Raw genomic sequence first — 21,325 nt, forward strand, 5'->3', positions numbered from 1 at the left:
GACATATCGGGCCGCCACGCCCGGGAGGTCAGCCGACGTTCGGGGTGATCCCGGCGAAGTACTGGCGGGCGACGTTGTACGCGTTGTTCGCCACGTTGCGGCCGAGCACCGCGCCCTGCTCCTTGTCGAAGCGCCAGTGCACACCGCCGTAGAGGCGGGACATGCCGTCCTCGTCGGCCGCCTGGCTGAAGGTGTCCCACTTCAGCGTGACGTCGGCCGCCGGGGCGTTGGTGTCGTACTTCAGGCTGCCGGCCTTGACCACGGCGCTCTCGCCGTAGGCGTCGCTGCCGGTCCACAGCTTCATGTACTCGCCCCAGGTGGCGCCCCAGATCGAGTGGCCGGAGATGTACGAGGCGAAGGCCGGGGTCGGCAGGTAGGACTTCCAGTTCTTGCCGTCCATGGTGACGGTGCCCTGGCCGGGGCCGCCGAAGGACTGGATCTGCTGGCCGTCGTAGGCGTAGCGGATCATGGTCAGCGGGCGGGCGTAGTCGAAGTACTTCTTCGACTCCCAGGCCGCGTTGCCGCTGTCGCCCATCGCCATGTTGAGGCCGAAGAACATCTTCACGTCCTGGCTCAGGGTGTGGAAGTCGCGGCGGGCGACCCACTGGGCCTGGCGGTTCTGGTGACCGGTCGGGCCCTCCTTGGGCTCGATCCAGAACTCGGCTATCGCCTTCTGGCGGTCCGTCAGGCCCGCGCTGATCTGGCGCAGCTCCTCGACCGCGGCGTTGGCCTCCGGGGTGCCGTAGGCCGGCGGGACGATTGGGCGGAACTGGCTGTTGCTCTTCAGCGCGTACGGCTTGGTGGCCGCGAACTGGAGGCCGGCGAACTTCTGGGTCGCGCCGTTGACGATCAGCGGGGCCCAGCGGTCCGGGGCGACCACCTTGGACTTGTCGAAGGCGTTGACGTCCTGCGCCGGGTTGACCGGGGTGTAGCCGCTGCCCGGGTCCGAGTAGGCGGGGGTGCCGAGCTGGTTGGCCCCGTCCCCGTGGCGGTAGTTGAGCACCGCGTCGCAGGCGGTGTGCGCGATGCCGGCCGGGGTGTAGGTGTTGACCTCGGCGTTGGCCGGGTCGTAGCCCTGCTGCTGGAGCAGCGCGTCGAAGCTCGCGGTCTGCTGCGGGAACAGGTCCTTGAGCGCGCGGTGCGAGGCGTACGCCACGGCGGCCTTGCGGTTGGCGTAGCTGCGCTTCCACCAGACCTGGCGCAGCTGACCGCCGAGCCGGGTGCCGATCGCCCGGGCGTCGTAGGCGGCCCAGGCGTCGTAGGCACAGGTGGAGACGATCGCGTGGTAGCGGGCGGCGACCGGCGGGAGGATGCCGGTGGCGCCGTTCAGGTCCACCTGGGCGATGGTCGCCTGGACGGTCTTCTCGTTCCAGGCGAGCAGCAGGTTGGCCCCGCCGTCCTCGAACTCGGCCCAGCTCTCCTGCAGGGCGAACTGGCTGGCGGCCGAGTCGGTGGTGTCCTCGGCCGCGCCGGCCACTCCGGTGGCCAGGGTGGTGACGGACAGGACGGCCGCCAGGGCCAGGACGGTGCTCCGGCGCAGGCCGGTGGCGAGGGTGGATCGCATCTACCGCTTCCCTTCGATCGGGTGAACCTCAGACGCGGGACACTCTCGACCGACGCGCGACGGCCCCTCCAGTCGGCTTCCGACACTTCGTCAGAGCCGACCGGAGGGGCCGTTTTCCTTTCCGGTGGAAGGGCAGTTCAGCGGTGGTGCCGGGTGGGTCAGCGGGCGGCCGCCGAGGTGAGGGACCGCAGCGGGGCGCGGTCGGCGGTGCTCAGCATGTCGGAGGCGATCGCGTCGGCGTCCTGGCGGAAGAGGGTGTTGAGGCCCGGCTTGCCGCTGCCGACCTGGGTGAACCAGCGGGTGTGCTCGGTCGGGATGCCCAGCGCGTACAGGTCCCGGTGGACGGTGCCGTCGGCGGCGATCAGGTGGAACGGGGCCCGGGTGACGTTCAGGCCACCGGTGTAGACGATCTCGCCGCTCACCTCGTCGACGTGCCGGTACTCGCCGATGGTGCCGTCGGCCAGCAGGGAGCGGGTCAGCGGGGAGGAGTCGCGGTAGAGGTCGGGGGTGGGGATGCGGGCGTCGATCAGCGCGGTGGCGGTCCGCTCGGAGCCGTTCACCTGCGGGGAGGAGATCCGGAAGGTGCCGCTCTGCTCGTCGGCGGCGAAGTCCGTCGCGGGGCCGGCCACCTCGACCACCCCGGCCTCGATCAGGGCGACCAGCTGCTCGACCCGGGCGATCGGCGGGCCGGCCGAGAGCAGCGAGTTGACGGGCAGGAAGTCGCGCTGGAACTCGCGGGCGTAGCTGTCCGGACGCAGACCGCCGAAGTCCACCGCCTCGCGCACCACGTTGCGGATGTCGCGCAGCACGTCCAGCGCGGCCTTCAGCGGGCCCTCGGCGTTGCCCTGCTCGGCGGCGGCCAGGTCGGCCCGCATCACCTCCAGCAGACGGGCCCGGAACTCCCGGCCGTCGGCGAACAGTTCGCCCTGGAACGGGCGGGCCAGCTTCTGCAGGTCGATCGGCTCGGCCGGGGTGGTGGCGCCGCTGCGGCGGTGCACCTCCTGGTGGACGTGCTCCACCTCCCGCATCAGCAGCGGCAGCACGTCCTCGTTGAAGACCAGCTGGCCGCTGCCGGTCTCGGCCAGCCGGCGGTCCCGGGCCTCGGCCACCGCCTGCTTGGTGAGGAAGACCGGCGTGTGGGTGTGGTCGGGGTCCTTCTGGTTGCGGCCGCGGGCCGGGATCGGCAGGCCGCTGCGCGAGCCGGTGACGATCTTCGGCTCCAGGCCGCTGGCCAGGTAGCGCAGGGTGCCGTCCGCGTCGGTCTCGAAGGTGCCGCCGCGGCCGATGGTCAGGCTGAGCATCACGTCGTAGAAGGAGAGGCCGAGGCCGCGGATGGCGACCGTCGAGCCGGGGGCGATGGTGTCCTTGTCCAGCGCCATGTCGGCGGCGGAGTCCCCGCACAGGTAGGCGGTGCCGGGGTGGCGCTCGGTGAAGGCGAGCATCCGCTGCTCGAACTCGTCGGGCTGGTTGGTCGGGTGACCGGTCGCCAGCAGCACCTTGTCGGCCTCGATCAGGTAGGGCACGTGGTACGGGGCGAGGTCCACCCGGAGCACGTGGCCGCCGGCGCCGCGCGGCACGACGTGCTCCACCCGGCCGTTCAGCTCGACCACCTGGACCCGCTCCGGCAGGCTCGCCAGGATGCTGCGGTAGACGGCCTGCTGGTACTGGCCGTAGCGCTGCCGGGAGGCGTAGTCGTCCGGGCCCAGCAGCGGCTCGCCGTGGGTTCTGGCCCGCTCGGCGATCCACTGACCCAGCGAGGGGCCGGCGCCGGGGCGGGCCGGGCCGCCGTCCGGGTCACCGGAGTACATCGTCACCTGGCCGACCACCGTGTTCATCGTGAACCAGTCGTCCTGGTCCGTGCGCCACACCCGCCCCGAGCCGACCTCCACCGCGTCGATCACGTGGATGCGGACCTGACGGCCGCTCAGTTCGCCGCCGTTCAGCCGGGCGGCCAGGCGCTCCAGGACCGAGAGGCCGCGCGGACCGGAACCGACGATGGCGATGGAGAGGGGCTCGGTGGCAGTGGCGTTCGTGGTCACGGTTTCCGTCCTTGGTGAGGGGTTCCGGTTCGATGACACAAACGTATGGCCGAATTCGCTGAATTGTTCCCCGGTGCCGCCGATGGGGGATCGCGGACAATCCGGTGATCGCATTCCGGCAATTCCCCCGGGAAATGCAAGAACCGGAGGACGGCGTCATTGCCGTCCCCCGGTCACGGGAGGGTGGTGCGGGGCGGTGGTACGAGGGTCGGTCAGGCCGCGACGGTGGCTGGCCGGGCGTGCTCCAGCTCCTCGATCTGCTGCCGGAGCTGCAGGTGCTGACGCTGGTCCTGACGGGTCAGCACCAGGGCGGAGGTCACCGCCGCGATCAGCACCGCGTTCTTCAGGATGTACTGGCCCTCCAACGTGCCGACCGTCGGCATCACCCAGGTGACCTCGGGGAACAGGATCAGCGGGGTGGCCGTCCCGGCCATGTGGCCGAGGAAGGCCAGGTAGGTGAGCCGCGGGATCCGGCCGGTCAGTAAGAGGAGGCCGAAGCCGACCTCGAAGACCGCGATCAGCACGCAGGCGAGGTGCCCGTGCAGCACCCCGAAGGTCAGCGCCTCCGTGGTGCGGACCGCCAGCGGCTCGGCCGGGCTGAGCCCGGGCCAGAACTTCGGCAGGCCGAACCAGATGAACACCAGGGCCACGCTCACCCGGAGCATCAGCGAGAGTCGGGCCTCCACGCTGACAGGGAGGAATTCAGCGCGGAGGCGCCTTCTGATCGGGGCGGCGGATGCACGCTCTCCGGTCGTGGTCATATCGGGTTCTCGCTTTCTCGGGAATTCCGAGGGACAGGGAGTCCGCACCGAAATGGAAAGCGTTGGTACTCCGTCTCCATTTCCTGTGGGGTTCTACTCCCACAAATGTACGGTCCACGCACGACCCGTGGCCGTTCGTCCCTTCGATGGGGGGTGCCCGGCAAACCCGATGGGCACCCCCGCCCGAGGCGGCGCGCTAGCGCTGACGCGCCGTCATCACCACTTGCTCCAGTCGATGTTCCAGCCGCTCATGCCGTTCGACGGGTCCACCTGCTTGCCGACGGAGTTCTTCACGGTCACCACGTCGCCGACGATCGAGGCGTCGTAGAAGCTGCCCGCCGGGGTGTCCGACGAACCGTCACCGGCCGTGTCGTACAGACCGATGCAGCCGTGGCTGGTGTTCTGGCTGCCGAAGACCGACCGGGCCACGTTCTTGCCGTGCACGTAGGTGCCGGTCGGGGTGAGCCGCAGCGCGTGCGGCATCTCGACCTTGTAGGCCGGCCCCTCGTGGTTGGCCACCGTGCTGGAGTCCATGACGGTGGTGCCCTCCTTGGCCATCACCACCATGGTCCCGTTGAAGGTGTTCTGGGAGGCCGGCGAGGTGGCACCGGCGCTGATCGGCACGGTGAACGGCGCCTTGCCCTCCTCCGTCACCACCATCTGCTTGGACTCGGCGTCCGCGACGCTCACCCGGGAGCGGCCGATGGTGAAGGTCTGGCTGCTGTCCACCTCGCCGTAGACGCCGGGCGAGGTCTCCACGCTCTTGAGGTTGTACTTGACCGTCACCTTGCTGTTCGACTTCCAGAACTTCTCCGGGCGGAAGTCCACCCGCTGGGTGCCGAACCAGTGCGCCTTCACCACGGCGTTGTCGGCGGTCTGGAAGGTGACCGCCTTCTCCACCGCCTCCTTGTCCTTCACCGGGGTGGTGAAGGTGAGCGAGACGATCATGCCGACGCCGTAGGTCTGGTTCTCCGCCACGTTGTCCCGGGGGCCCGCGCCCTTCTTCGGGGTCAGCGTGGTGAAGCTGCTCTTCTTGCTGGTCGCCACGCCCTTGTCGTCCACCGCCTGGGCGTCCACCTGGTACTCGGTGGAGACCGCCAGGTTGTTCTTCGGGGCCCAGCCCAGGCCGTCCGCGGTCAGCTCGCCCGGCACCTCGGCGCCGTCCTTGCCGGTCACCTTGACGGTGGTCAGCTTCCCGCCCGCGACCGCGACCTTCAGCGCGCCGGACGGCTTGACCTCCTTGGTCCCGTCCGCCGGCTCCACGCTCACCACGGCCGCCGAGGTCTTCGACGGCTCCGCCGACGGCTTGCCGGCCCCGTCGCCGCCACTGCCGCCGCTGCCACCGCCGGTGCTACCGCTGCACGCAGCCGTCAGCATCAGCACGCCGCCGACCACGCCGGCCACCAGGGCCCTGTCTGCCCGCCTCATCCGTACACTCCCCACACATCGCCCTACGGTCTCTGTATACGTCCACACGGGTGGTGAAGGTTGCGTCAGGCGACCCGGTCTCGGTCACGAATGGGCAACAGCTGCACGGACCGCCCCACGACGGCTCGGTGAACGCCCGGCGGCCGGGCCGGGTCTCCGGCCCATCATGCGGCCCGATTCCTCGGCGGCGACGGGCGGGGTCCCCTCACCACTCCCCCGGCGGCCGGACGCAGGGCTCGGCGGCGGCCAGCTCGACGGCGGCCCGGGAGGCCGTCAGGCCCGGGAGGGTCCGGACGTCGGCGCCGGTGAGCCTGCGCCAGCGGAGCAGCTGGTGCTCCAACGCCTCCGGCCGCAGCCGCAGGGCGCGGGCCGCCGCCACCGGGTCGAAGCCGTGGTCGGCGAACGCCCGGACCGCCTCGGCCAGGTGCGGGTACGTCCGGGCCGCCGCCACCGCCGGGGCGAGCAGCGGGTCCAGCCGGTCCACCGCGGCGGCCGTCACGGCCAGCGGCCACAGCTCCGCGTACCGCCACGTGCCCGGGCGCCCCGCCGCCAGGCGGTGCGCGGCGCGGGCGTCGCGCACCGAGCGGCGGGCCGCCTGCGGGCCGATCCGCTCCAGGCCGACGGCCACGCAGCCGCCGCCGAGCAGCGCCGTCACGGCCCGCTCCTCGGCGCCCTGACCGAGGATCAGCCGGCGCTCCGGCTCCGCGGCCTCCAGCGCGAACCGGCCCGGCACCCGGCCCAACCGCTCGCGCAGCCGCTCCGCCCCCTCCTCCCCCGGGGCGGCCGCCGCGCGGCCGGCCAGCCAGGCCTGGAAGGAGCCCGCCGGATCGAACCCGGCCCGCTCGGCCCCCGCCCGCAGCTCCTCCTCCGGGCCCTCCCCGGCCGCCAGCCGCACCAGCCGCTCCCGGGCGGCCAGGACCTCCCGGTGCCCGTGCACCAGGGCCGCCAGCACCTCGGCAGGACCCTCCCCCGGACACACCCGCCGGTACCCCGCCAGCACGGCCGCGAGCCCGGCCCCCTCCGCCGCCCCGGCCGCCCCGTACCGCCGGGCCGCCTCCTCCTCCGTGCTCACCACCCACGCCCCTCCCGCCCCAGGAGCGACCAACATAACGCCGCACGAACTGCCCGCCCAGGGGCATCCGACGCCCGGAGGGCGCTCAGGGGCGCGCTCCCGCCCGGCAGGGCACCCGCCCAGGGGCGCGAGGAACTGCGCGAATCGGAAGGAGGAGACCCGTGTGCCGGGAACGGGGCCTCACCTGCAAGTGGCTGTCCGTACCCGGCACCTGGGTCGTCGCCTTCCGATTCGCGCAGTTCCTCGCGCCCCCGGGGTGACCACCAACCCCGCGCCCACGCGGCGGAGCCGCACATCGGCAGAGACCCGCCCCGGGCGGTCCGGTGCGCCGGTACCGTGGCGGGATGAGTTCGTTCGTGGTGGTCGGGGAGAGCGTGGCGGACATCGTCCGGAAGCCCGGCCGGGAGGACGTCGTGCACGCCGGGGGGAGCCCGGCGAACGTCGCGTACGGGCTGGCCCGGCTGGGGCGGCGGGCCGCCCTGCTGACGCAGCTCGGGGCCGACCCCGTCGGCGGGCTGATCGCGGATCACCTGCGCGGCGCCGGGGTGGAGCTGCTGACGGACGGTCAGGACGGGGTGCCGACCCCCACCGCCGTGGTGACCCTCGGGCCGGACGGGCAGCCCTCCTACGACCTGGACGTGCGCTGGACCCTCACCGACACCGGGGTGGCGCCGGCCGACCACCTGCACCTGGGTTCGGTCGCCGCCCTGCTGGAGCCCGGGGCGGCGGCGGTGCTGGCCCTCGCGGAGCGGATGCGCGCCGCCGGAGCCACCGTCAGCTACGACCCCAACGTCCGCCCCGCCCTGCTCGGCTCCCCCGCCGAGGCCCTGCCGAAGGTGGAGCGCTGCGTCGCGGTGGCCGACCTGGTGAAGGCCAGCGACGAGGACCTGGCCTGGCTCTACCCGGGGAGGGCCGAGCGCGAGGTGGCCGAGCACTGGCTGGCGCTGGGCCCGGCCGTGGTGCTGGTGACCAGGGGCGCCGCCGGCTCCGCCGCGTACACCCGGTACGCCGGGGCCGAGCAGGGCGCCGCCCCGGCCGAGGTGGTGGACACGGTCGGGGCGGGGGACTCGTTCACGGCGGCGGTGCTGGACCGGCTCGCCTCCCGGGGACTGCTCGGGGCGGCGGCCCGCCCGGCACTGGCGGTGCTCGACCAGCGGGAGCTGACCTGGCTGCTGCGCTACGCGGGCCGCGCCGCCTCCCTCACCGTCTCCCGGGCCGGCGCCAACCCGCCGACCGCCGCGGAGCTATCGGCCTGAGAGCACCGGCGGCATCGGGTGCGCGGCCCCGGCGACCTCCAGGACGCAGACCGGCGGGTCGCTCGGGCTGATCCGGACGGTGAACGGCACCGGCGGGTCCTCGGGGAGGGAGTCGTCCAGGGTCCAGGGGCCGCGGCCGGTCAGCCGGGTGCTGCCGACCTCCTTGCCGTCGACCAGCAGCTCGGCCTCGGTGTGCAGGCCCTGCCGGAGGAAGACGGTGACCGAGTGCCCGCCGTGGTCGCGGTGAAATCGGTGACGGCGCATACCGCACCCCTCTCCTGGGGTCTCCATCGTCCCGCGCCCCCGAGGGGCCGTCCATCCGCCGCCCCGTCCGGGGTGCCGTCCACCGGTGCCCCTCACATACTGGGACAAAACTGGCACTCCGTCAGTTCGCCCCAGGAGGCAGCCATGGCCCAGGCATCCGGCCCGCTCTACGATCCGTCAGGCCCCGTCCCCGCACCGGGCGGTGCGCGCCGGTCGAACTCCGGGGCGGTCACCGGCCTGGTGCTGTTCGCCGGCGTGATGATGGTGGTCAGCGGGGTGATCGGGATCATGCAGGGCGTGGTGGCGCTCGCCAAGGACGACGTCTACCTGACCACCCCGAACTACACCTTCTCGTTCAGCCTGACGTCCTGGGGCTGGATCCACCTGCTGCTCGGCGTGGTGCTCGCCGCGGTCGGCTTCGGGATCCTCACCGGCGCGGCCTGGGCCCGGGTGCTCGGCATCGCGCTGGTCTCGCTGCACCTGGTGCTGAACTTCCTGTTCCTGCCCTACTACCCGCTCTGGTCGCTGATCGCCATCGCGATCGACGCCTTCGTGGTCTGGGCCCTCTGCACCTTCCGCGACTGACGCGCGGCGGCTGCGCGAAGGGCCCAGACCAACCGGCCGGTCACATGTTGATCATGTGGCCGGCCAGGCCGTGCACGGCCTCCTTGACGGCCTCGCCGAGCGTCGGGTGGGCATGCACGTTGCGGGCCACCTCGTGCACGGTGAGGTCCCACTGCTGGGCCAGCGTCAGCTCGGGCAGCAGCTCGGTGACCTCGGGGCCGATCATGTGGGCGCCGAGCAGCTCGCCGTGGGTCTCGTCGCTGATCACCTTGACGAAGCCGACCGGGTGGCCGAGCCCGTGCGCCTTGCCGTTGGCGGTGAACGGGAACTTGGAGACCTTCACCGCGTACCCGAGCTCGCGGGCCTGGGCCTCGGTGTAGCCGAAGCTGGCGATCTGCGGCTGGCAGTAGGTGGCGCGCGGGATCATCGCGAAGTCCACCTCCATGGTCTCCGCGTCACCGATGGTCTCGGCCGCGATCACGGCCATCGCCTCGGCCGCGTGGGCCAGCATCAGCTTGGCGGTGACGTCACCGATCGCGAAGATGTGGTCCACGCTGGTGCGGCCCCGGCCGTCGACCGCGATCGCACCGCGGTCGGTGAGCTTGACCCCGGTGTTCTCCAGGCCGTAGCCCTGGGTGCGCGGCGCGAAGCCGATCGCCTGGAGCACCTTGTCGGCCTCCAGCACCTGCTGGACGCCGTCCTTGGTGACGGTGACCTTCACCTTGGCCGCCGGGTCGCTGTCGTCGATCGACTCGACCCGGGTGGAGGTGAGCACCTGGATGCCCAGCTTCTTGTACTGCTTCGCCAGCTCGGCCGAGACCTCGGCGTCCTCCAGCGGCACCATCCGGTCGAGGAACTCGACGATGGTGACCTGCACGCCGTAGTTGTGCAGCACGTAGGCGAACTCGACGCCGATCGCGCCGGCGCCCGCGATGATGATGGAGCCGGGCAGCTGGTCGGTGAGGATCTGCTCCTCGTACGTCACCACCCGGTCGCTCAGGCTGGTGCCGGGGAGCAGCCGGGTGGAGGCGCCGGTGGCGATGACGCAGTGGTCGAAGGTGACGACCTCGAAGCCGCCGCCGTTCAGCGCGACCTGGATGGTGTGCTCGTCCACGAAGGTGCCACGGCCGTCGTACTCCGTGATCCCGTTCTTCTTCATCAGGTAGTGGACGCCCTTGACCCGGCCGTCGGCCACCGAGCGGCTGCGCTTGAAGGCCTCGGTGTAGTCGAAGCTGACCGAGCCCTCGACCTTGATGCCGAAGGTCTTGGCCTCCTTGGTGAAGATGTGCGCCAGCTCGGCGTTGCGCAGCAGCGCCTTGGACGGGATGCAGCCGACGTTCAGACAGACGCCGCCCCAGTACTTGGACTCGATCACGGCCGTGCGCAGGCCCAGCTGGGCGGAGCGGACGGCCGCGGTGTAGCCACCGGGCCCGGCACCGAGGACGACGACGTCGTAGTGTGCTGCGCTGCTCATGCGGATGTGCTCCTGTGATGGCTGGAATGAGGGCGGTGATCAGATTGTCACGGCAGCCGCTCTCCGGCCATCCGCTCCAGCCGGGAGATCCGCTCGGCCATCGGCGGGTGGGTGGAGAACAGCCGGGTGCCGGCCTCACCGGTCCGGAACGGGCTGGCGATCATCATGTGGCTGGCGGTCTTCAGTGCGGGCTCGGGCGGCAGCGGCAGGCGCTGGGTGCCGCCCTCCAGCTTGCGCAGCGCACTCGCGAGGGCCAGCGGGTCCCCGGTGATCCGGGCTCCGTCGGCGTCGGCCTGGTACTCCCGGGAGCGGCTGACGGCCAGTTGGATCAGGGAGGCGGCCAGCGGGCCGAGGACCATCATCGCCAGCATCCCGAACAGGCCCGGGCCGTCGTCGTCCTCGCTGCGGCCGAACGGGATCAGCCAGGCGAAGTTGACCAGGAACATCACCACCGAGGCCAGCGCCCCGGCCACCGAGGAGATCAGGATGTCCCGGTTGTGGACGTGGCTGAGCTCGTGCCCGAGCACCCCGCGCAGCTCCCGCTCGTCCAGCAGCCGCAGGATGCCCTCGGTGCAGCAGACGGCGGCGTGCCGCGGGTCCCGGCCGGTGGCGAAGGCGTTCGGCGCCTCGGTGGGCGAGATGTAGAGCCGGGGCATCGGCTGGCGGGCGGAGGTGGAGAGCTCGCGGACGATCCGGTACAGCCGCGGCGCCTCGATCTCGCTGACCGGGCGGGCCCGCATGGCGCGCAGCGCGAGCTTGTCGCTGTTCCAGTACGCGTAGGCGTTGGTGCCGAGGGCGACCAGCAGTGCGAGGACGAAGCCCGCCCGGCCGAAGAAGCTGCCGATCACCAGGATCAGCGCCGACAGGCCGCCGAGCAGCGCGGCCGTCCTCAACCCGTTGTGCCGGTGCACGCAGGCCCTCCAGGTGGTGCGGTGGGAAGCCCTTCTGACCCCATCCCTACTACGGGATCAACGTGCCCGCACGGGCCCTTCGTTCCCTGAGCACCGGTGGTACGTCAGAACAGCGACCCGCCGACCACCTGCAGGACGAGCTGCGGAGCGACGGAGAGCACACCGGCGGCCGCGGCCGTCAGGGCGATGGTCGCCTTGAGCGGGCCCGGCACCTGACGGGCCGTCCCCTCGCCCGGGGCGAAGAGCTTCGCGGTCCAGGTGAGGTAGTAGTACAGGGCGATGACGACGTTGGCCGCCATCACCACGGCCAGCCAGCCGAGGCCGGCGTCCACCGCGGCCCGGAAGACCACCACCTTGCCGAACAGGCCGACCACGCCCGGCGGCAGGCCCGCCAGGCAGAGCAGGAAGAAGGCCAGCGCCAGCGCGGACCAGCGGTTGCGGGCGAACAGGCCCCGGTAGGAGTCCAGCGAGCCGCCCCCGGCGACCGCGACCACGGCGAAGGCGCCGAGGTTGACGGCCCCGTAGATCAGCGCGTACGCGGCGGTCGCCCCGACCGGCTCCGCCGTCCCGGCGTACCCGGCGGCGGCCAGCGGCACCAGCAGGTACCCGGCCTGGCTGACGGAGGACCAGGCGAGCAGCCGGACGGCGCCGTCCCGGTCCGCGCCGCGCTGGCGCAGCGCGGCGACGTTGCCCGCGGTCATGGTGACGGCGGCCAGCACCGCGAGCACCAGGCCCCAGGTGTGCCCGTACGGGCGGAAGGCCAGCGTGGTGACCAGGGCGAGGCCCGCCAGACCGGCCGCCTTGCCGACCACCGAGAGGTAGCCGGCGACGGGGACCGGGGAGCCGACGTAGGTGTCCGGCACCCAGAAGTGGAAGGGCACGGCGGCGGTCTTGAAGGCGAAGCCGACCAGGGTGAGCACCGCGCCCGCCTCGGCCAGGTGGCGCAGCTGGGCCGGAGCCTGCGTCAGGCCCTCGGCCACGGCGGTGAAGTGCAGGCCGCCGGAGGCCGCGTAGACGAAGCCGACGCCGAGCAGCATCACGGCGGTGGCCGTGACGGAGGAGAGGAAGAACTTCAGCGCGGCCTCGGCGCCCCGTCCGTCCCGGCGCAGCGCGACCAGCGCGAAGGACGGCAGGGTGACGACCTCCAGGGCGACCACCAGGGTGGCCAGGTCCCGGGAGGCGGGCAGCAGGGCGGCGCCGGCGGCGCTGCTCAGCAGCAGGAACCAGTACTCGCCGCCGGGCAGCTGCTCCGAGCTGACGGTGTGCACGGAGAGCAGGGTGACCAGCAGGGCGCCGGCCAGCGCCAGCAGCTGGAAGACCAGCGCGAAGTCGTCGGCCACGTAGGAGCAGCCGGTGCCGGTGATGCAGAAGGTCGAGCGGGTGTCCCCGAGCGCGAGCGGCAGCAGGGCCGCCAGCGCGAGGACGAGCGACCCGCCCGCCAGCCAGGAGAGCAGCCGCTTCTGACTCCCCTTCAGGAAGAGATCCGCCACCAGCACGACCAGGGCCCCGAGCGCGGCGATCAGCGGCGGGGCGATCGCCACCCAGTCGACGGACTGGATCAGCGAGCCCGGGTCGGCGGCGGCGAGAGGAGTCATGGCGGTCCGTCCCAGGGAGGTGGGGAAGGTGAGCACGGGTCAGCCACCCCCGAGCAGGTGCTTGACGGCCGGGTCGGAGAGCCCGAGCAGCAGCGCGGGCCAGAGCCCGGCCAGCAGGGTGAGGGCGGCCAGCGGGGTCCAGCTGACGGCCTCGTAGCCCTTGAGGTCCGCGAGCTCCGGCCCGTCCTGCTCCGGGTCGCCCATGCAGACCCGCTTGACCACGATCAGCAGGTAGGCGGCGGTGAGCAGGGTGCCGAGCCCCGCGAGCACCAGGTAGGTGAGGAAGGCCGGGCGGGAGAGCCCGGCGGCCGGGTCGAAGGCGCCGTACATGGCGAGCAGTTCGCCCCAGAAGCCGGCCAGGCCGGGCAGGCCGAGGCTGGCCACGGCGGCGAAGGCCAGCAGCCCGCCGATCCGGGGCGCGCGGCCGTAGAGCGCGGCGCCGGTGGCCCCGGCGAGGGTGTCCAGGTCGGCGGTGCCGTAGCGGTCCTTGACGGCGCCGACCAGGAAGAACAGCAGGCCGGTGATCAGGCCGTGGGCGATGTTGGCGAACAGCGCGCCGTTCACCCCGGCCGGGGTCATCGAGGCGATGCCGAGCAGCACGAAGCCCATGTGGCCGACCGAGGAGTACGCGATCAGGCGCTTGAGGTCGCCCTTGGCGCCGGGCCGGGCCAGCGCCAGGCAGGCCAGCGAGCCGTAGACGATGCCGACCGCGGCCAGCGCCCCGAGGTACGGGGCCAGCGTGGCGGTGCCGTCCGGTACCACCGGGAGCAGCACCCGGACCAGGCCGTAGGTGCCCATCTTGAGCATCACGCCGGCCAGCAGCACCGAGCCGGCGGTGGGCGCGGCGGTGTGCGCGTCCGGCAGCCAGCTGTGCAGCGGGAAGGCCGGGGCCTTGACCGCGAGGCCCGCCAGGATCGCCAGCGCGGCGATCACCTGGGTGCCGTGGCTCAGGCCGGAGCCGTGCCGCTGCGCCAGCGCCGTCATGTCGAAGGTGCCCGCCTGATGGCCGATCAGCAGGAAGCCGAGCAGCATCACGGCGGAGCCGAGCAGGGTGTAGAGGATGAAGCGGTTGGCCGCCGGGACCCGCTGACCGCTGCCCCAGCGGGCGATCAGGAAGTACATCGGGATCAGCACGATCTCGAAGGCCAGGAAGAACAGCACCAGGTCCAGCACCAGGAAGGTGGCGAGCATGCCGACCTCCAGGAGCAGGACCAGACCGGTGAAGGCCCGGGCGCCCGGGCCGTCCGGCAGGCGCTTGGTGGAGTAGACGGCGCACAGGAAGGTGAGCAGCGCCGTCAGCACCACCAGAGGCAGCGAGATGCCGTCCACGCCGAGGTGGAACCGGACCCCGATCGCCGGGATCCACGCCACGTCGGTGACGCCCTGGATCGCGGCGGGCCGGTCGTGGTCGAAGGCGGCGGCCAGGCCGATGGAGCCGAGCAGCACCGCACCGGTGACGCCGACGCCGAGCCGCAGCGCGGCCCGCTCGCCGAGCGGGGCCAGGGTGGCGGCGGCGCCCAGCAGCGGGACGGCCAGGAGGGCGATGAGGAGCACGTTCACCGACGGCCTCCGACGATCAGGTGAGAGAGGGTCACGTGCCCACCGCCACCAGGACGGTGAGCAGCACCACGGCGGCGAGCAGCGCGCTCAGGTAGGTCTGGGCGTTGCCGGTCTGGGCGCGGCGGACGGCCCAGCCGAGCAGCTTGGCACCCTGGCCGCTGCCCTCGACGTAGGTCTCGACGACCTCGCGGTCCAGGAAGCGGACCAGCTTGGCGGCCCCGGCGGTCGGCCGGACGAACAGCGCCGAGTAGAGCGCGTCCACCCGGAAGCCGTGCAGCGCGGGCCGGTACAGCGGGCCGAGCAGCAGGCGGCCCGGGTCGGTGGCCGGGGCGGGCACGGGGGCGACGGGCGTGAGCGACTCGGCGGCCGGGGCCCCCGGCTGCTCGGGCACCCGGGCGGCCGCGTCGATCGCCCGGGAGGTGACGGTCCGCCAGGCGGCCCAGCCGATCAGCAGGCCGGCGACGGCCAGGCCGGTGCCGATCACCGCCGTCACGGTGGACGGGCGGAGCTCGCCGCCGTCCAGCAGCGCGGGCAGCCAGTCGCTGCGCAGGCCCGCGATGCCGAAGGCCATGGTCGGCACCGCCAGCACCCAGAGCGGCCAGCGCATCGCGGCCGGCTCGGCGTGGGCCGGGTCGGCCTCGTCGACCTCCGGCGAGTACGGGGCGAGCACCGGACGGGCGAGCGGGACGTCCGAGCTGTGGAAGGCCAGCAGCCAGAGCCGGGCCGCGTAGGCGGCGGTGAGCAGCGCGGTGAGCCCGGCCGAGACCAGCACGATCCACCCGGCGGCGGCCGGGACGGCGGAGGCCGGGCCCAGGCCGTTGGTCAGTGCCTCGCCGGTGGCGGCGTGCTCGGCGGCGGTGAGCACCGACTCCTTGGTGAAGAAACCGGTGAACGGCGGCAGCCCGACCAGGGCGACCAAGGCGATGCCCATCGTCCAGTAGGCGTCCGGGACCTTCTTGCGCAGGTCCGGGATGCGGGCCATGGCCGAGAGCGAGTTGGTGTGCGCGGCGTGGATGACCACACCGGCCGCCAGGAAGAGCAGCGCCTTGAAGGCACCGTGGCCGACCAGGTGGAAGACGGCGGCCTGCCGGTCGCCGGCGGCCAGCGCGCCCGCCATGTAGCCGAGCTGACCGACCGTCGAGTACGCCAGCACCCGCTTGAGGTCGTCCTGCGCGAGGGCGCAGAGCGCGGAGCCGACCATGGTGACGGCGGCCATCACGGCCAGCACCACCAGCGCGGCGGTGGAGGCCAGGAAGACCGGCAGCAGCCGGGCCACCAGGTAGATGCCCGCCGCGACCATGGTGGCGGCGTGGATCAGCGCGGAGACCGGCGTCGGGCCGGCCATCGCGTCCGGGAGCCAGGTGTGCAGCGGGAACTGCGCGCTCTTGCCGGCCACGCCGCCGAGCAGCAGCAGGGCGGTGAGCGTCGGGTGCGAGAGCTGGCCCTCGGTGGCGGCCCTGAGCACGCCCTCGATCCGGAAGGTGCCCGCGTCGGCGCCGAGCAGGAAGATGCCGATCAGGAACGGCACGTCGCCGAGCTTGGTGACCAGGAAGGCCTTGAGGCTGGCGGAGCGGGCGTCGGCGGTCTCCCAGTGATGACCGATCAGGAAGTACGAGCAGATGCCCATCACCTCCCAGCCGACCAGCAGCACGACCAGGTCCCCGGAGTAGACGACCAGGAACATCGCGGCGGTGAAGAGCGAGACCAGCGCGGCGTAGGACGGGTAGCGCGGGTCGTCCTTGAGGTAGGCGGTCGAGTACACCTGCACGCAGGTGGCGACCAGGCCGACCAGCACCGAGATCAGGGAGCTGTAGCCGTCCAGGTGGAGGGCGAGGGAGAGGTCCGGCCCGCCGGTCGGGGCCAGCCGGGTGGCGGCGTCCAGGGTGCCGCCGGTGCCCAGCTGGAGCGCGACCACCAGGGCCAGCACCGCCGAGGCGAGCACCGGCAGCACGGCCAGCGGCCGGGTCAGGCCCGGGGCGCGCCTGCCCGTCGCCAGGGTGGCGGCGGCGCCCAGCGCGGGGAGCACCGGGACCAGGATCGGGAGGGCGAGGTTCATGCGGCGGCCTCCGCCGGCTCTGCTTCGTCCGCTGACGCGTCGTCACCCAGGCCGTTGACCCGGTCGATGTCGGCGGTGCCGCGGGTGCGGAAGACCAGCAGCACGATGGCCAGCCCCAGACCGATCTCGGCGGCGGCCAGCGTGATGGTGAACAGGGTGAGCGCCTGACCGGCGTGCAGGGTGTCCCGCAGCCAGACGTCGAAGGCGACCAGGTTGAGGTTGACGGCGTTGAGCATCAGCTCGACGGACATCAGGACCAGGACGGTGTTGCGCCGGGCGAGCACGCCGTAGACGCCGACGCTGAACAGCAGCGCGGCGAGCACGACGGGATAGGCGAGGTGCATCGCGTCAGTGCTCCTTCGGGGTGGTCGCCTTGGCGCTGGTCGCCTTGCCGGCCCGCAGCTTGCCAGGGCGGGGCCTGGGCCTGCCGCCGTCCTTGCTGCGGGAGAGCACGATGGCGCCGACCAGCGCGGCCAGCAACAGCACCGAGAGCGCCTCGAAGGGCAGCACCCAGTGCCGGAACAGGTACTGGCCGGTGGCCCGGGCGCTGCCGCCGCCCGCGCCCAGGTCGATCCAGGTGGTGCGGAACGCGTCCACCACCAGGGTCACCAGCACGGCGGCGGAGCCGAGGCCGACCGCGAGGGCGGCCCAGCGGTTGCCCGAGTCGGCGTCCGGGGAGCGGCCGATCGGGGCCTTGGTCAGCATCAGCCCGAAGAGGACGAGGACCACCACCGAGCCCAGGTAGATCAGCACCTGCACCCAGGCGATGAACTCGGCGGTGAGGAGCAGGAACTCCACGGCCAGGCCGCCGAGCGCGACCACCAGCCAGAGCGCGGCGTGCACCAGCTGACGGGTGGTCACGGTGAGCACCGCCGCACCCAGCACGGCGACGCCGACCAGCAGGAAGACGATCTCCGCCCCGGTCGGGGAGAGGAAGGAACGGGTGGCCGGCTCCAGCGAGCCGACGGCGGTCGAGAGCGGGCTCACTGGTCGTCAGCCTCCTTGGCGAGCGCTGCCGCCGCCTTCTCGGCGGCCTTGCGGGCCATCGCGATCTCCTTGGGCTCCTCGGCCGCCGGGTCGAGCGCGGGCGGTGCGGGCACCGTCCACATCCACTCGCGCAGGCGCTCCTTCTCGTGGGTGAGCTCCAGGATGTCGGTCTCCGCGTACTCGAACTCCGGGGACCAGAACAGCGCGTCGAAGGGGCAGACCTCGATGCAGATCCCGCAGTACATGCAGAGCGAGAAGTCGATCGCGAAGCGGTCCAGCACGTTGCGGGTGCGGGCGCGGGCGTTCGGGTCGGCGGCGGGCAGCGTCTCCTTGTGGGAGTCGATGTAGATGCACCAGTCCGGGCACTCGCGGGCGCAGAGCATGCAGACCGTGCAGTTCTCCTCCAGCAGCGCGATCACGCCGCGGGTGCGGGGGGCAAGCTCGGGCTGGACGTCCGGGTACTGCGCGGTGACGGTCTTCTTCGTCATCGTGCGGAGCGTGACGGCGAGGCCCTTGGCCAGGCCGGAGCCGGGAAGCTTCATTACTGGATCGCCACCTTCACGATGCCGGTCAGCGCGAGCTGGGCCAGGGCCAGCGGGATCAGCGTGGTCCAGGCGAACTTCATCAGCTGGTCCTCGCGCAGGCGGGGCCAGGTGACGCGCAGCCAGATCACCACCAGGGCGAGGGCGAAGGTCTTGACGATCGTCCAGAGCCAGCCGAGCTGGTCCTCGAACGGGCCGTGCCAGCCGCCCAGGAAGAGGACGGCGGTGAGCGCGGAGACGACCAGGATGCCCGCGTACTCCGAGAGCAGGAAGAACGCGAAGCGGATGCCGGTGTACTCGGTGTACGCGCCGAAGATGATCTCGGAGTCGGCCACCGGCATGTCGAACGGCGGCCGCTGGAGCTCGGCGAGGCCCGCGACGAAGAAGACGAAGGCGCCGGTGATCTGCCACGGCACCCACCACCACTGGAACCCCTCCAGGATCCCGGGGAGCGAGAGGGTGCCGGCCGCCATCGCCACGGAGGCGGCGGCGAGCAGCATCGGCAGCTCGTACGCCATCAGCTGGGCGGCGGTGCGGAGCCCCCCGAGCAGGGAGAACTTGTTGGCCGAGGCCCAGCCCGCCATCAGGGAGCCGAGCACGCCGACGCCCATCACCGCGAGCACGAAGAAGATGCCCGCGTCGACGGTCTGGCCGACGAAGCCGTCCGGGCCGACCGGGATGACGAGGAGCACGATCAGGTACGGCAGGAGTGCGACGGCCGGTGCGAGCTGGAAGACGCGGCGGTCGGCGTCGGCCGGGACCACGTCCTCCTTCTGCACGAACTTCACGCCGTCGGCCACCAGCTGGGCCCAGCCGTGGAAGCCACCCGCGTACATCGGGCCGAGGCGGCCCTGCATGTGCGCCATCACCTTGTGCTCGGTCTGACCGATCACCAGCGGGGCGACCAGGAAGACCACCAGCACCGCGACGCAGCGCAGCAGCATCTCGAGGAGGCTCACGCGCCCTCTCCTTCCTGCGGGCCGGACTCGGCGGCGGGCTTGGGCTCTGCAGCGGGCTTGGGCTCTGTAGCGGGCTTCGCCTCCGGCGAGGGGGCGGGCTCCGCCTGCGGCTCGGCCGCTGACGCGGGCTCAGGCTGTGCGGCCGCCTCCGGTGAGGGAGCCGCTCCGGCCTCCGGCTTCGGCACGGCAGCGGGCTCCGGCTTGGGCGTCGGCGTCGCGGGGACGGCCGGGGCGCCCGGGCCGCCGCTGACCGGCGGGGCCGGGGGTGCGGGGCGGGTCGGAGCGGCGGCCGGCTGGTCGGTGGACGGGGCCGGGTTGTGCCACGGGGCGTCCGAGGAACGGGGGGCCGGACGTGACGGTGCCTCGGCCGGCGGGGTGTCGGCGGTCTGGCTCACCGAGCCGTCGCTGATCGACCTGGTCCGGCGCGGACGCGGTGCGGCCTCGGTGGCCGGTGCGCCCTCTCCCGCCTGGCTGACCGAACCGTCGCTGATGGAGCGGGTCCGGCGCGGACGTGCCTCCGCACCCTCGGCGGCGGCACCCGCCGCACCGGCGGCGGCGCGCGGCGTACGGGCAGCGCGGGCCGGGCGCTCGGCGACGGGCGGCAGGGTGCCCTTGAGCGGGCCCCACTCGTTCGGGTCCGGCACGCCGGCCGGCTGCATCTTGCGCCGGGCCGGGCCGTCGCCCTCACTCTCGCCGGGTTCCTTCGCACCGGGCCAGGCCTTGGCGACCCGGGCCGCGAGCACGAACTCCTTGCGCAGCGGGTGGCCCTCGAAGCCATCCGGCAGCAGCAGGGTGATCAGGTGCGGGTGCCCGGTGAAGTCGATGCCGAACATCTCGGCCGTCTCCCGCTCGTGCCAGCCCGCGCCCGCGTACACGCCGATGGCGGTGGGCAGCGCGGCGGCGTCCCGCGGCACGCGGGTGCGCAGCAGCAGGTGGCGGACCGGCCCCGACCCCGCGTCGGCGAGGTGGGCGGCGACGGAGAAGCCGTCGGCCAGTTCGTCCACGGCGCTCAGCCAGTCGAAGAAGGCGAGGCCGAGCACGTCGCGGGCGGCGGTGAGCGCCTCGATCCAGCGCTCGGCGGGCACGTCCACCGTCAGCAGCTGGTACGCCTCGGCGGCGGTGGCCCACTCGCCGAACACCTCGGTGGCGTTCTCGGCGGTGATCTGGGGGTGCGTCACTTCTGCTCAGCCTCCGGGCCGGCCACCAGCGGGCGGCGCAGGGCGGCGTCCGGCGCCGCGTACCGCTGCGGCAGCGACTCGGCCGCGATCTTCTCCTGGAGCTTGAGGATGCCCTGGAGCAGCGCCTCCGGCCGCGGCGGGCAGCCGGGCACGTAGACGTCGACCGGGATGATCTGGTCCACGCCCTTGGTGACGGAGTACGAGTCCCAGTACGGGCCGCCGGAGTTGGCGCAGGCGCCGAAGGAGATGACGTACTTCGGCTCGGGCATCTGCTCGTAGAGCCGCTTGACGGCCGGGGCCATCTTGTCGGTGACGGTGCCGGAGACGATCATCAGGTCGGCCTGACGCGGGCCGGGGGCGAACGGGATCACGCCCATCCGGATGAAGTCGTGCTTGGCCATCGAGGCCGCGATGAACTCGATGGCGCAGCAGGCCAGTCCGAAGTTGAAGCACCAGAGGCTGTACCGGCGGCCCCAGTTGAGCACCACCTTGACCGGGTCCGGCGCCAGCCGGGCCAGCGGGCCGACCTTGCGGACCTCCACCGCACCGGGGTTGGCCGGGTCCGGGATGCCCAGGGGCACCGGACCGCCGTGGTTGTGGCTCAGGTCCATTCCAGAACGCCCTTCTTCCAGGCGTACAGCAGACCGACCGCCAGGAAGCCGATGAAGACGAACATCTCGATCAGGGTGGCCGCGCCGTACCCGGGGTCGGCGAAGACCGTCGCCCACGGGAAGAGGTAGATCGCGTCCACCGCGAAGATGACGTAGAGGAACGCGTAGACGTAGTAGCGGACCTGGGTGTGCGCCCAGCCCTCGCCCACCGGGTCGACGCCGCACTCGTAGGCGAGCAGCTTCTCCGGCGAGTGGACCACCGGCCGGAGCAGGCGGTTCACCGTGAACGAGACCGCGACGAACAGCGCGCCGACCACGGCGAGCAGGCCGACGGCCGCGTAGGCGTCGAAATAGCCGGCTCCCGCAGCAGGGTCGGCAGCGGCCAACTGCCCCTCCATGCGTCCGCCTCTCTTCTTCTACTACTCACGCGTCCCAGCAATGTCAGAGCGTGAGTCTATGTGCACCGCCCCCTACCGCCAGACCGTGCCCGACCTGCAAGACACC

Annotated in this window: 20 protein-coding genes; 2 read left to right on the forward strand and 18 right to left on the reverse strand. The window is 72.6% G+C overall.

What is annotated here, in order from left to right; translation table 11 throughout:
• Window positions 1-28: 28 nt before the first annotated feature.
• The 5 genes from ABD946_RS00350 to ABD946_RS00370 form a co-directional block, all read right to left on the reverse strand.
• Window positions 29-1,564 (reverse strand): vanadium-dependent haloperoxidase, encoded by a 1,536-nt coding sequence (locus tag ABD946_RS00350; protein WP_345278844.1) that lies wholly within the window; start codon window positions 1,562-1,564, stop codon window positions 29-31.
• A gap of 158 nt (window positions 1,565-1,722) precedes the next feature.
• Window positions 1,723-3,603, reverse strand: coding sequence for an FAD/NAD(P)-binding protein (locus ABD946_RS00355; RefSeq protein ID WP_345278846.1), 1,881 nt, complete (start codon window positions 3,601-3,603; stop codon window positions 1,723-1,725).
• A 212-nt stretch (window positions 3,604-3,815) separates the two neighbouring features.
• Entirely contained in the window at window positions 3,816-4,289 is a 474-nt protein-coding gene (locus tag ABD946_RS00360; RefSeq protein ID WP_345278848.1) for a DoxX family membrane protein, read from the reverse strand.
• A 291-nt stretch (window positions 4,290-4,580) separates the two neighbouring features.
• Window positions 4,581-5,792, reverse strand: a complete 1,212-nt coding sequence (locus ABD946_RS00365; RefSeq protein ID WP_345278850.1) for a L,D-transpeptidase — start codon at window positions 5,790-5,792, stop codon at window positions 4,581-4,583.
• Window positions 5,793-5,997: 205 nt separating this feature from the next.
• A complete protein-coding gene (locus tag ABD946_RS00370) occupies window positions 5,998-6,864 on the reverse strand; it encodes a helix-turn-helix domain-containing protein (RefSeq protein ID WP_345278852.1) in 867 nt (288 codons plus the stop codon).
• Window positions 6,865-7,208: 344 nt separating this feature from the next.
• Between ABD946_RS00370 and ABD946_RS00375 the strand changes: the two genes are divergently transcribed.
• Window positions 7,209-8,120, forward strand: a complete 912-nt coding sequence (locus tag ABD946_RS00375) for a carbohydrate kinase family protein (protein ID WP_345278854.1) — start codon at window positions 7,209-7,211, stop codon at window positions 8,118-8,120.
• Here the strand turns inward: ABD946_RS00375 and ABD946_RS00380 are convergent.
• The gene (locus ABD946_RS00380; protein ID WP_345278856.1) at window positions 8,109-8,384 is read right to left on the reverse strand and encodes a hypothetical protein; all 276 of its coding nucleotides are present in this window, start codon (window positions 8,382-8,384) and stop codon (window positions 8,109-8,111) included. The two genes, ABD946_RS00375 and ABD946_RS00380, sit on opposite strands and share 12 nt — an antisense overlap.
• A 144-nt stretch (window positions 8,385-8,528) precedes the next feature.
• Here ABD946_RS00380 and ABD946_RS00385 point away from each other — a divergent pair, with 144 nt between their 5' ends.
• Window positions 8,529-8,969, forward strand: coding sequence for a DUF7144 family membrane protein (locus ABD946_RS00385; protein ID WP_345278858.1), 441 nt, complete (start codon window positions 8,529-8,531; stop codon window positions 8,967-8,969).
• A gap of 40 nt (window positions 8,970-9,009) precedes the next feature.
• Here the strand turns inward: ABD946_RS00385 and lpdA are convergent, their stop codons facing one another.
• The 12 genes from lpdA to ABD946_RS00445 all read right to left on the reverse strand — a co-directional run bounded on the left by lpdA (window position 9,010) and on the right by ABD946_RS00445 (window position 21,219).
• Window positions 9,010-10,422, reverse strand: coding sequence for a dihydrolipoyl dehydrogenase (gene lpdA / locus ABD946_RS00390; protein WP_345278860.1), 1,413 nt, complete (start codon window positions 10,420-10,422; stop codon window positions 9,010-9,012).
• Between the two features lie 47 nt (window positions 10,423-10,469).
• Window positions 10,470-11,333: a zinc metalloprotease HtpX gene (gene htpX, locus ABD946_RS00395; RefSeq protein ID WP_345278862.1), complete on the reverse strand. Its 864-nt coding sequence runs from the start codon at window positions 11,331-11,333 to the stop codon at window positions 10,470-10,472.
• 104 nt (window positions 11,334-11,437) lie between these two features.
• Window positions 11,438-12,928, reverse strand: a complete 1,491-nt coding sequence (locus ABD946_RS00400; RefSeq protein WP_345278864.1) for an NADH-quinone oxidoreductase subunit N — start codon at window positions 12,926-12,928, stop codon at window positions 11,438-11,440.
• A gap of 39 nt (window positions 12,929-12,967) precedes the next feature.
• Window positions 12,968-14,488: a complex I subunit 4 family protein gene (locus ABD946_RS00405; protein ID WP_345278866.1), complete on the reverse strand. Its 1,521-nt coding sequence runs from the start codon at window positions 14,486-14,488 to the stop codon at window positions 12,968-12,970.
• 31 nt (window positions 14,489-14,519) lie between these two features.
• The gene (locus ABD946_RS00410) at window positions 14,520-16,544 is read right to left on the reverse strand and encodes an NADH-quinone oxidoreductase subunit 5 family protein (protein ID WP_345278868.1); all 2,025 of its coding nucleotides are present in this window, start codon (window positions 16,542-16,544) and stop codon (window positions 14,520-14,522) included.
• On the reverse strand, window positions 16,541-16,888 hold the full coding sequence (gene nuoK, locus ABD946_RS00415; protein WP_345278870.1) for an NADH-quinone oxidoreductase subunit NuoK: 348 nt from the start codon (window positions 16,886-16,888) through the stop codon (window positions 16,541-16,543). The genes ABD946_RS00410 and nuoK overlap by 4 nt, the downstream gene beginning before the upstream one ends.
• Window positions 16,889-16,892: 4 nt before the next feature.
• Window positions 16,893-17,531: an NADH-quinone oxidoreductase subunit J family protein gene (locus ABD946_RS00420; RefSeq protein ID WP_345278872.1), complete on the reverse strand. Its 639-nt coding sequence runs from the start codon at window positions 17,529-17,531 to the stop codon at window positions 16,893-16,895.
• Window positions 17,528-18,073, reverse strand: a complete 546-nt coding sequence (locus ABD946_RS00425) for a NuoI/complex I 23 kDa subunit family protein (protein WP_345278874.1) — start codon at window positions 18,071-18,073, stop codon at window positions 17,528-17,530. The genes ABD946_RS00420 and ABD946_RS00425 overlap by 4 nt, the downstream gene beginning before the upstream one ends.
• On the reverse strand, window positions 18,073-19,017 hold the full coding sequence (locus ABD946_RS00430) for a complex I subunit 1/NuoH family protein (RefSeq protein WP_345278954.1): 945 nt from the start codon (window positions 19,015-19,017) through the stop codon (window positions 18,073-18,075). The genes ABD946_RS00425 and ABD946_RS00430 overlap by 1 nt, the downstream gene beginning before the upstream one ends.
• An 11-nt stretch (window positions 19,018-19,028) precedes the next feature.
• Entirely contained in the window at window positions 19,029-20,210 is a 1,182-nt protein-coding gene (locus ABD946_RS00435; protein WP_345278876.1) for an NADH-quinone oxidoreductase subunit C, read from the reverse strand.
• Window positions 20,207-20,821 carry an NADH-quinone oxidoreductase subunit B gene (locus tag ABD946_RS00440; protein ID WP_345278878.1) on the reverse strand — a complete coding sequence of 205 codons (615 nt, stop codon included), beginning with the start codon at window positions 20,819-20,821 and terminating at the stop codon, window positions 20,207-20,209. The genes ABD946_RS00435 and ABD946_RS00440 overlap by 4 nt, the downstream gene beginning before the upstream one ends.
• Window positions 20,812-21,219 carry an NADH-quinone oxidoreductase subunit A gene (locus ABD946_RS00445; protein WP_345278880.1) on the reverse strand — a complete coding sequence of 136 codons (408 nt, stop codon included), beginning with the start codon at window positions 21,217-21,219 and terminating at the stop codon, window positions 20,812-20,814. Before ABD946_RS00445 ends, ABD946_RS00440 begins: the two co-directional genes overlap by 10 nt.
• Window positions 21,220-21,325: the final 106 nt, after the last annotated feature.

The organism is Kitasatospora albolonga (assembly GCF_039535905.1).
GTDB classification, from domain to species: Bacteria; Actinomycetota; Actinomycetes; order Streptomycetales; family Streptomycetaceae; genus Kitasatospora; species Kitasatospora albolonga.

Coding starts and splice junctions, on each gene's coding strand:
- ABD946_RS00350 (WP_345278844.1), bottom strand. CDS start 1,564: ATGCGATCCACCCTCGCCACCGGCCTGCGCCGGAGCACCGTCCTGGCC.
- ABD946_RS00365 (WP_345278850.1), bottom strand. CDS start 5,792: ATGAGGCGGGCAGACAGGGCCCTGGTGGCCGGCGTGGTCGGCGGCGTG.
- ABD946_RS00375 (WP_345278854.1), top strand. CDS start 7,209: ATGAGTTCGTTCGTGGTGGTCGGGGAGAGCGTGGCGGACATCGTCCGG.
- ABD946_RS00380 (WP_345278856.1), bottom strand. CDS start 8,384: ATGCGCCGTCACCGATTTCACCGCGACCACGGCGGGCACTCGGTCACC.
- ABD946_RS00385 (WP_345278858.1), top strand. CDS start 8,529: ATGGCCCAGGCATCCGGCCCGCTCTACGATCCGTCAGGCCCCGTCCCC.
- lpdA (WP_345278860.1), bottom strand. CDS start 10,422: ATGAGCAGCGCAGCACACTACGACGTCGTCGTCCTCGGTGCCGGGCCC.
- ABD946_RS00400 (WP_345278864.1), bottom strand. CDS start 12,928: ATGACTCCTCTCGCCGCCGCCGACCCGGGCTCGCTGATCCAGTCCGTC.
- ABD946_RS00410 (WP_345278868.1), bottom strand. CDS start 16,544: ATGAACCTCGCCCTCCCGATCCTGGTCCCGGTGCTCCCCGCGCTGGGC.
- nuoK (WP_345278870.1), bottom strand. CDS start 16,888: ATGCACCTCGCCTATCCCGTCGTGCTCGCCGCGCTGCTGTTCAGCGTC.
- ABD946_RS00425 (WP_345278874.1), bottom strand. CDS start 18,073: ATGAAGCTTCCCGGCTCCGGCCTGGCCAAGGGCCTCGCCGTCACGCTC.
- ABD946_RS00430 (WP_345278954.1), bottom strand. CDS start 19,017: ATGCTGCTGCGCTGCGTCGCGGTGCTGGTGGTCTTCCTGGTCGCCCCG.
- ABD946_RS00440 (WP_345278878.1), bottom strand. CDS start 20,821: ATGGACCTGAGCCACAACCACGGCGGTCCGGTGCCCCTGGGCATCCCG.
- ABD946_RS00445 (WP_345278880.1), bottom strand. CDS start 21,219: ATGGAGGGGCAGTTGGCCGCTGCCGACCCTGCTGCGGGAGCCGGCTAT.